Below are 8,112 nucleotides of genomic sequence, written 5' to 3' on the forward strand. Positions count from 1 at the left end.
GCCGGATAGCATCTGGCCCCGATGGACACCGAAGCACAGCCGACGGAGCGCGATCGCTCCTCCCGCCCGGCCGCATCCGAGGAGACCTCGGGGACGCCGGGCCCGGAGGGGCGGTCGCGCTCCGCGTTGGTGCCGCGCGTGGCGGGATGGCTCCCCGGCGGACGGGTCACCCTGACCCTGCTGCTCTGCCTGCTGTTCCTGCTGGCGCTCAACACGTTCGTGGCACGGCCGTTCCAGATCCCCAGCGGTTCCATGGAACCCGGATTGAGGGTCGGCGACCGCGTTCTCGTAAACAAGGTGGCGTACCGATTCGGCGCCGAGCCGCACCGCGGCGACGTGGTGGTGTTCGACGGCACCGGGTATTTCGGTGAGGCCGACTACATCAAGCGGGTCGTCGGGGTGGGCGGAGACCGCGTGGTCTGCTGCGACGAGGGGGGGAGGATCCGGGTGAACGGCCGGTCGGTCGACGAGTCGGGCTTCCTGTTCCCCGGCGACAGTCCCTCCACGGTGTCCTTCGACGTCGTCGTGCCCGACGGGCGCCTGTTCGTGCTGGGTGACCACCGCGGCGACTCCAGCGACTCCCGCGACCACCTCGGGTCGCCCGGCGGCGGCATGATCCCGGTCCGTGACGTGATCGGCCGCGCCGACTGGATCGTCTGGCCCCTCGACCACGCCACCCGGCTGCACCGCCCCGACGCCTACGCGCGCGTGCCCGCCGCGGAGGCGGACGCGGCGCACCCGGCGGAGGGCGCCCATGGGTAACCGCGGCCGCCCCCGCGGCGTCCCGGCCGAGGCCGCGGAGAACCTGCTGCCCACCGGCTCCCGCCGTGCGCCCCGCCCGGCCGGCGGGCGCACGCGCGCCGAGCGGCGCAAGCTCCAGCGCAAGGTCAAACGGCGGCGCAGGCGCAGCGCGGTCAAGGAGATCCCCCTCCTCGTCGGTGTCGCCCTCCTGATAGCGCTGGTGCTGAAGACGTTCCTCGTCCAGGCCTTCGTCATCCCGTCCGGCTCCATGGAGCAGACGATCCGGATCGGCGACCGGGTGCTCGTCGACAAGCTCACCCCGTGGTTCGGCTCCAGGCCGCAGCGCGGGGACGTCGTCGTGTTCAAGGACCCCGGTGGCTGGCTCCAGGACGAGCGGACCACGCCGAAGAAGGACGATCCCGTCGGGATCAAGCAGATCAAGGACGGGCTCACCTTCATCGGTCTGCTGCCGTCCGACAACGAGAAGGACCTGATCAAGCGGGTCGTCGGGGTCGGTGGCGACCGCGTCCAGTGCTGCGACGCGCAGGGCCGGGTCACCGTCAACGGCGTTCCCCTGAACGAGGACTACCTGTATCCCGGCGACGCCCCGTCCGCGACGCCGTTCGACATCACCGTCCCCGAGGGGCGGCTGTGGGTGATGGGCGACCACCGGGAGAACTCCGCCGACTCCCGTTCCCACCAGGACACCGACTACGGCGGCACCGTCTCCGAGGACCAGGTGGTGGGCCGGGCCATGGTCATCGCCTGGCCGCTCGGCCACTGGAGCACGCTGGAGGAGCCGAAAACCTACGCGTCCGTGTCGGACTCGACGTCCGGGTCGACCGCTGCCGCCGAACTGTCGCATAGGGTTGCCCCGGACGATCCGAACGGAATGGTTCAGCTCCCGAGCCCTGCGGAACTCCCGCTCGTTATGGGAGTGGTGGGCCTGCGTCGCGCATGGCGCGGGCGGCGGCAGAGAGTAAGGAGTTGGCGTGGGGGATGCGGCGGTTGGCGCGCGGTCCGGGCACGAGGGCGAGGAGCGGCGCGGGCGTGGCGTGGAAGCGGCGTACCCGGCTGCGGACGGCTCCGTGACCTCCGGGCATCACGACCCGGCGGGTGGCGGCGACGGGCCCGGGGACCGGCAGCCCCCCACGGCGGAAGGGGGAGCGGGCGACGGCGCCCCCCAGGCGAAGAAGCCCCGCTCCTTCTGGAAGGAACTGCCGATCCTGGTCGGCATCGCGCTGGTGCTGGCGCTGCTGATCAAGACGTTCCTGGTGCAGGCGTTCTCCATCCCGTCCGACTCGATGCAGAACACCCTCCAGCAGGGTGACCGCGTCCTGGTCGACAAGCTCACCCCCTGGTTCGGCTCCGAGCCCGATCGCGGTGAGGTCGTCGTCTTCCACGACCCCGACAACTGGCTGGCGGGCGAGCCGACGCCCACCCCGAACGCCCTGCAGAAGGTCCTCAGCTGGATCGGTCTGATGCCGTCCGCGGAGGAGAAGGACCTGATCAAGCGGGTCGTCGGGGTCGGCGGTGACACGGTCGAGTGCAAGGGCACCGGCCCGCTGAAGGTCAACGGCAAGGCGCTGGACGAGCCGTACGTCTACCCCGGCAACACACCCTGCAGCCAGGACGACCAGGGCGGCCAGTTCAAGGTCGAGGTTCCCGAGGGCCACATCTGGGTGATGGGCGACCACCGGCAGAACTCCCGGGACTCGCGGTACAACCGGGCCGACAAGAACAACGGCATGGTCCCCGTGGAGAAGGTCGTCGGCCGTGCCGTCGTCATCGCCTGGCCCATCAACCGCTGGAACAACCTGCCGGTCCCGGACACCTTCGACCAGTCCGGTCTGGACACGCAGGTGTCGGCGGCCGCGGCCCTGTCGGTCGCGCCGCAGGGACTCGCGCTCGCGGGCGCGGTGCCGCTGGTGCTGCTGCGCCGCAGGCGGAGCGGCGGCGGTCACTGAGCGACCCCCGAGAGACCGTCCCGGGAGGGCTGACCCGGTCTGGTACCGCCGGGTAGGGTGCGGCCCATGAGTGGTCAGAGCACGACGCACACGGCCCCCCGCGGGAGCGGCGCGGGCCCGGGCCCGGCGGGCGGCCGGACCGGGCAGCGGCTGTCCGGACTGGCCGTGGCCCTGGGTCTGGCCCTGTTCCTCGGCGGTTTCGTCTGGGCGGCGGTGGTGTACCGGCCGTACACCGTGCCCACCACGTCGATGGCGCCGACGATCGGCTCCGGTGACCGCGTGCTGGCCCAGCGCATCGACGGCGGTGACGTCCGCCGTGGTGACGTCGTCGTCTTCGAGGACGAGAGCTGGGCGAACGCCCCGATCCTCAAGCGGGTGGTCGCCGTCGGCGGCGACACCGTCTCCTGCTGCCAGGACGGCAGGCTCACGGTCAACGGCAAGGAGATCGACGAACCGTACCTCCCCGAGGACACGGCGACCGGGTTCAACAACTTCCCGGAGGTGACCGTGCCGAAGGGACGGCTGTTCCTGCTCGGCGACGAGCGCTCCGGCTCGGTCGACTCCACCGCCCATCTCGCCGACGCCGCGAACGGCACCGTGTCCCGCGGGGCCGTCCAGGCCCGGGTCGACGCCGTGGTCTGGCCGATGGACGGCATGCTGCCGGCCCCCACCGGCTTCGAGGAGCTCGGCCCCCTCTCCTCGCCGGGCCCGCTGCGGACGATCACCGTCATGGTGATCGCCGGCGCCGTGCTCGTCCTCGGCGGGGCCGCGTACGGCCCCCTGGCCCAGCGGACGGGCGCGTCCCGGGCCCGGGCGAAGGCGGGGTCCGCCGGTGTCCGCTGAGCCGGGCCCGGTGGCCGAGGACCTCGCCGAGGGCGGACTGCGCAGGGTCGCCCGGGTCGTCCTGCTCGACCCGCGGGACCGCATCCTGCTGCTGCACGGCCACGAACCGGACGATCCGGCCGACGACTGGTGGTTCACGCCCGGCGGCGGCGTGGAGGGCGACGAGACGCGTGAAGAGGCCGCCCTGCGGGAACTCGCCGAGGAGACCGGCATCACCGGCGTCGAGCTCGGTCCCGTGCTGTGGAAGCGGCGGTGCTCCTTCCCCTTCGCCGGCCGCCGCTGGCACCAGGACGAGTGGTACTACCTCGCCCGCACCGACCGGACGGCCACCGCGGCCACGGCGCTGACCGAGCTGGAGCGGCGCAGCGTCGTCGGAGCGCGCTGGTGGACGTGCCCGGAACTGACCCGGGCTCATGAGACGGTGTATCCGACCAGACTCGCCGAGCTGCTGCGCACGCTGCTCGACGAAGGTCCCCCGGCCGGACCCGTGACCCTGGACACCGAAATCGTCTAGGGGTTCCCGGGACTGGAGCACAATGGGGGGATCGCACGGCTGAAGGGGAACATGCCATGAGCGCCGAGGACCTCGAGAAGTACGAGACCGAGATGGAGCTGAAGCTCTACCGGGAGTACCGCGATGTCGTCGGTCTGTTCAAATACGTGATCGAGACCGAGCGGCGCTTCTATCTGACCAACGACTACGAGATGCAGGTGCACTCGGTCCAGGGTGAGGTGTTCTTCGAGGTGTCCATGGCGGACGCCTGGGTCTGGGACATGTACCGACCGGCCCGGTTCGTGAAGCAGGTGCGGGTCCTCACGTTCAAGGACGTGAACATCGAGGAGCTCAACAAGAGTGATCTGGAGCTCCCCGGCGGGTGACGGAGCTGTCCACAACCGCTGAGTTACCCACCAAGATCCACTGCGTGGGGCGGGGTGCGTGACGGTTGGCGCCGGAGGTGGTGCCGACATGAACGCACAACGGGCACGCGGCGCGCTCGGAAGGTACGGCGAGACGCTGGCCGCACGGCGGCTGGTCCAGGCCGGGATGACGGTCCTGGAGCGCAACTGGCGCTGCGGCAGGACCGGCGAGATCGACATCGTGGCCAGGGACGGGGACGTCCTGGTCGTCTGCGAGGTGAAGACCCGCAGGGCGGGAGCCTTCCAGCACCCCATGGAGGCGGTCACCCCGGCCAAGGCGGACCGCCTGCGCGGCCTGGCGGAACGCTGGCTCCAGGAACACGGGGGAGCGCCGCCCGGCGGCGTCCGCATCGACCTGGTCGGCGTCCTGCTGCCGGCCCGCGGCGCGCCCGTCGTCGAGCACGTCCGGGGGGTGGTCTGAGATGGGGTTCGCCCGCACGTGCGCGGTCGCCCTGGTCGGCGTCGAGGGCGTGGTCGTGGAGGTCCAGGCCGGCCTCGAACCGGGGGTGGCGGCGTTCACCCTGGTGGGGCTGCCGGACAAGAGCCTGACGGAGAGCCGGGACCGGGTCCGGGCGGCGGTGGTGAACTCCGGTGGGGAGTGGCCGCAGAAGAAGCTCACCGTGGGGCTCAGCCCGGCCTCGGTGCCGAAGGCCGGCAGCGGATTCGACCTGGCGGTCGCCTGCGCGGTGCTCGGCGCCGCCGAACGGATCGATCCGCGGGTGCTCGCCGACATCGTCATGATCGGCGAACTGGGGCTGGACGGCAGGGTACGGCCGGTGCGCGGCATCCTGCCGGCGGTGCTGGCCGCGGCCGACGCGGGCTACGAGCAGGTGGTGGTGCCGGAGTGTGCCGCCGCGGAGGCCTCCCTGGTGCCGGGCGTGTCCGTGCTCGGCGTCCGCAGCCTGCGCCAGCTGATCGCGGTGCTCACCGACGAGCCCGTGCCGGACGAGGTCCCCGATGAGCAGGGGCGCCCCGATCCGCTCCTGGCCGGGCTGCGCGTCCCCGGCACCGGAGCGGTCACCGGCACGCACGGCACCGGCGCGGCACAGCACGACCACGACCTCGCGGACGTCGTGGGCCAGCTCTCGGCGCGGACGGCGGTGGAGGTGGCCGCGGCGGGCGGACACCACCTGTTCCTCGAAGGACCGCCCGGAGCCGGCAAGACGATGCTCGCGGAGCGGCTGCCCTCGATCCTGCCGCCGCTGGACCGGCAGGAGTCGCTGGAGGTCACCGCGGTGCACTCGGTGGCCGGCCTGCTGCCCCCGGGCAAACCACTGATCGACGTCGCCCCCTACTGCGCCCCGCACCACTCGGCCACGATGCAGGCGCTGGTCGGCGGCGGCCCCGGTGTGGCGCGGCCCGGAGCGGTGTCCCTCGCGCACCGGGGCGTCCTCTTCCTGGACGAGACGCCCGAGTTCAGCAGCCACGCCCTGGACGCGCTGCGCCAGCCGCTGGAGGCCGGGCACGTGGTCATCGCGCGCAGCGCGGGCGTCGTCCGGTTCCCGGCGAAGTTCCTGATGGTGCTCGCCGCCAACCCCTGCCCGTGCGGGCGCTTCTCGCGGACGAACGACCTGTGCGAATGCCCGCCCTCGGCGATCCGCCGCTACCAGGCCAGGCTGTCCGGCCCGCTGCTCGACCGGGTCGACCTGCGGGTCGAGGCCGACCGCGTCACCCGCACCGAACTGACGGCGAGCGGTGCCCGCGGCGAGTCCACCGCCACGGTCGCCGCCCGGGTGCGGGCGGCCCGGGAGCGGGCCGCCGCGCGGCTCGCCGGCACTCCGTGGCGCACCAACAGCGACGTCCCCGGACGGGAACTGCGCAGCCGCTGGCACACCGCCCCCGGCGCGATGGACGACGCCGAGAGGAGCCTGGAACGGGGTGTGCTCACCGCCCGGGGGCTCGACCGGGTGCTGCGGGTCGCCTGGACCGTCGCCGACCTGGCCGGCCACGACCGGCCCGACGCCGGGGACGTCGCCCTCGCGCTGCAACTGCGCACCGGCGTCCCGCGCGGCGTGCCCATGGCCATCGGAGCGCCGGCATGAGCTCCGTCGACGAGGGCGGCGACGGACTCCTCGCCCGGATCTTCCTCACCCGGGTCCTCGAACCCGGGGACGAGACCGGCGGGCGGTGGGTGCGGGAGCTCGGCGCGGAAGCAGTGGTGCGGCGGCTGCGGGAACGGGGCGGACCCCTGCCCGGGGCGAGCGGCAAGCGGTGGGCAGGGCTGCTCGCCCGGGCCGAGCGGGCCGACCCGCGCAGGGATCTCGCCGTCGCGCGGGAGGCCGGCGCGCGGTTCGTGCGCCCCGGCGCCGCCGAGTGGCCCCGGCAGCTCGACGACCTGGGGGACGCCCGGCCCCTCGGGCTGTGGGTGCGCGGCGGTGCCGACCTGCGGATGTGGGCGCTGCGCTCGGTCGCCGTCGTCGGTGCCCGCGCCTGCACCGAGTACGGCGCCCACATGGCCGCCACCCTCTCCGCCGGCCTCGCCGAACGCGGCTGGGTCGTGGTCTCCGGCGGTGCCTACGGCGTCGACGGTGCCGCCCACCGCGGCGCGCTCGGTTCGGGCGGCGCCACCGTCGCCGTACTCGCCTGCGGAGTCGACCGGCCCTACCCGCGCGGACACACCGGGCTGATCACCAGGATCGCGGACCAGGGCCTGGTGATCGGTGAGCTGCCACCCGGTGATCATCCGACGCCGAGCAGATTCGTCCTCCGGAACCGGGTGATCGCCGCCCTCACCCGGGGCACCGTGGTCGTCGAGGCCGCCCACCGCAGCGGCGCCCTGGCGACCGCCAGGGCGGCCCGGCGGCTGGGCCGCCACACGATGGGGGTACCGGGGCCGGTCACCAGCGGGCTCTCCGCAGGTGTGCACGAACTCCTGCGGCAGGACGCGGTGCTGGTCGCCGACGCCGCGGACGTCGTCGAACTCGTCGGCGACATGGGCGAGCTCGCGCCGGAACGCCGGGGACCGGTGCTGCCCCGGGACCTGCTGGAACCGGCCGGCCGTCAGGTCCTCGCCGCGCTGCCGGCGCGCGGGGCCGCCCGGGCGGAGGACATCGCGCGCGGCGCGCAGACCACCCCGGACGACGCGATCGCGAGGTTGTACGAACTACGAGCACTTGGTTACGTCGAACGACACGGCGACGGCTGGAAGTTGACACGCCAGGCGATGATCTCGGCCCGCGGCGGTCCCGGTGCGCACTGACGGAGCGTGTTCGGCCGTCCGGGGGAACCCCGACACGCCCTGGAAAATACGTCAGTTGGGGCACCCGGGTGATCACGCTGAGCGACCGCAATGCCCCGGTGGGACGGTGCTCGGAACGAATCTGCGCCCGGTCCCACCTCGCTCCTTCGCACACCGCGACGCCGCAGTCACGCTACGCTCACGAGGATCCCGACACGGACAGGCAACTCGACACCGGACAGACGGCTCACCCAGGCAGCACCAGTCCACGGCAGAACGGCACAAGGCGACGAATGCCCCAGCACACCTCCGGGTCCGACCGGGCGGCGATCCCCCCAGCCGCCCGCGACGGTGGCAGCGTGCGGCCGCCCGCTCCCTCGACACTCGACGAGCTGTGGCGGTCGTACAAGGCGACGGGAGACGAGCGGCTGCGGGAACAGCTGATCCTGCACTACTCGCCGCTGG

Annotated in this window: 8 protein-coding genes and 2 pseudogenes; all 10 read left to right on the forward strand. The window is 73.1% G+C overall.

Annotation, left to right across the window (positions count from 1 at the left end):
- The first annotated feature begins 21 nt into the window (after positions 1 to 21).
- Positions 22 to 762, forward strand: a complete 741-nt coding sequence (gene lepB, locus RIM90_RS17935; protein WP_309061721.1) for a signal peptidase I — start codon at positions 22 to 24, stop codon at positions 760 to 762.
- Positions 755 to 1,840 (forward strand): annotated as a pseudogene (gene lepB / locus RIM90_RS17940) (signal peptidase I); the annotation flags it as partial. The gene lepB (RIM90_RS17935) and the pseudogene lepB (RIM90_RS17940), both read left to right, overlap by 8 nt.
- Positions 1,734 to 2,708, forward strand: a complete 975-nt coding sequence (lepB, locus tag RIM90_RS17945) for a signal peptidase I (protein ID WP_309061722.1) — start codon at positions 1,734 to 1,736, stop codon at positions 2,706 to 2,708. The pseudogene lepB (RIM90_RS17940) and the gene lepB (RIM90_RS17945), both read left to right, overlap by 107 nt.
- A gap of 66 nt (positions 2,709 to 2,774) precedes the next feature.
- Positions 2,775 to 3,551 carry a signal peptidase I gene (gene lepB / locus RIM90_RS17950; RefSeq protein WP_309061723.1) on the forward strand — a complete coding sequence of 259 codons (777 nt, stop codon included), beginning with the start codon at positions 2,775 to 2,777 and terminating at the stop codon, positions 3,549 to 3,551.
- Entirely contained in the window at positions 3,541 to 4,065 is a 525-nt protein-coding gene (locus RIM90_RS17955; RefSeq protein ID WP_309061724.1) for an NUDIX hydrolase, read from the forward strand. The genes lepB (RIM90_RS17950) and RIM90_RS17955 overlap by 11 nt, the downstream gene beginning before the upstream one ends.
- Before the next feature lie 56 nt (positions 4,066 to 4,121).
- Positions 4,122 to 4,430, forward strand: coding sequence for a DUF2469 domain-containing protein (locus tag RIM90_RS17960; protein WP_003965949.1), 309 nt, complete (start codon positions 4,122 to 4,124; stop codon positions 4,428 to 4,430).
- 58 nt (positions 4,431 to 4,488) lie between these two features.
- Positions 4,489 to 4,890, forward strand: coding sequence for a YraN family protein (locus RIM90_RS17965; protein ID WP_309061725.1), 402 nt, complete (start codon positions 4,489 to 4,491; stop codon positions 4,888 to 4,890).
- A gap of 1 nt (position 4,891) precedes the next feature.
- Complete coding sequence (locus tag RIM90_RS17970) at positions 4,892 to 6,511, forward strand: YifB family Mg chelatase-like AAA ATPase (RefSeq protein ID WP_309061726.1); 1,620 nt, start codon at positions 4,892 to 4,894, stop codon at positions 6,509 to 6,511.
- The gene (dprA, locus tag RIM90_RS17975; RefSeq protein WP_309061727.1) at positions 6,508 to 7,668 is read left to right on the forward strand and encodes a DNA-processing protein DprA; all 1,161 of its coding nucleotides are present in this window, start codon (positions 6,508 to 6,510) and stop codon (positions 7,666 to 7,668) included. The genes RIM90_RS17970 and dprA overlap by 4 nt, the downstream gene beginning before the upstream one ends.
- A gap of 272 nt (positions 7,669 to 7,940) precedes the next feature.
- Positions 7,941 to 8,112, forward strand: a pseudogene (locus RIM90_RS17980) (RNA polymerase sigma factor WhiG); the annotation flags it as partial.

The organism is Streptomyces sp. (genome assembly GCF_031181555.1).
GTDB lineage: Bacteria > Actinomycetota > Actinomycetes > Streptomycetales > Streptomycetaceae > Streptomyces > Streptomyces fimbriatus.

Coding starts and splice junctions, on each gene's coding strand:
- dprA (WP_309061727.1), top strand. CDS start 6,508: ATGAGCTCCGTCGACGAGGGCGGCGACGGACTCCTCGCCCGGATCTTC.
- lepB (WP_309061723.1), top strand. CDS start 2,775: ATGAGTGGTCAGAGCACGACGCACACGGCCCCCCGCGGGAGCGGCGCG.
- lepB (WP_309061721.1), top strand. CDS start 22: ATGGACACCGAAGCACAGCCGACGGAGCGCGATCGCTCCTCCCGCCCG.
- RIM90_RS17970 (WP_309061726.1), top strand. CDS start 4,892: ATGGGGTTCGCCCGCACGTGCGCGGTCGCCCTGGTCGGCGTCGAGGGC.
- RIM90_RS17960 (WP_003965949.1), top strand. CDS start 4,122: ATGAGCGCCGAGGACCTCGAGAAGTACGAGACCGAGATGGAGCTGAAG.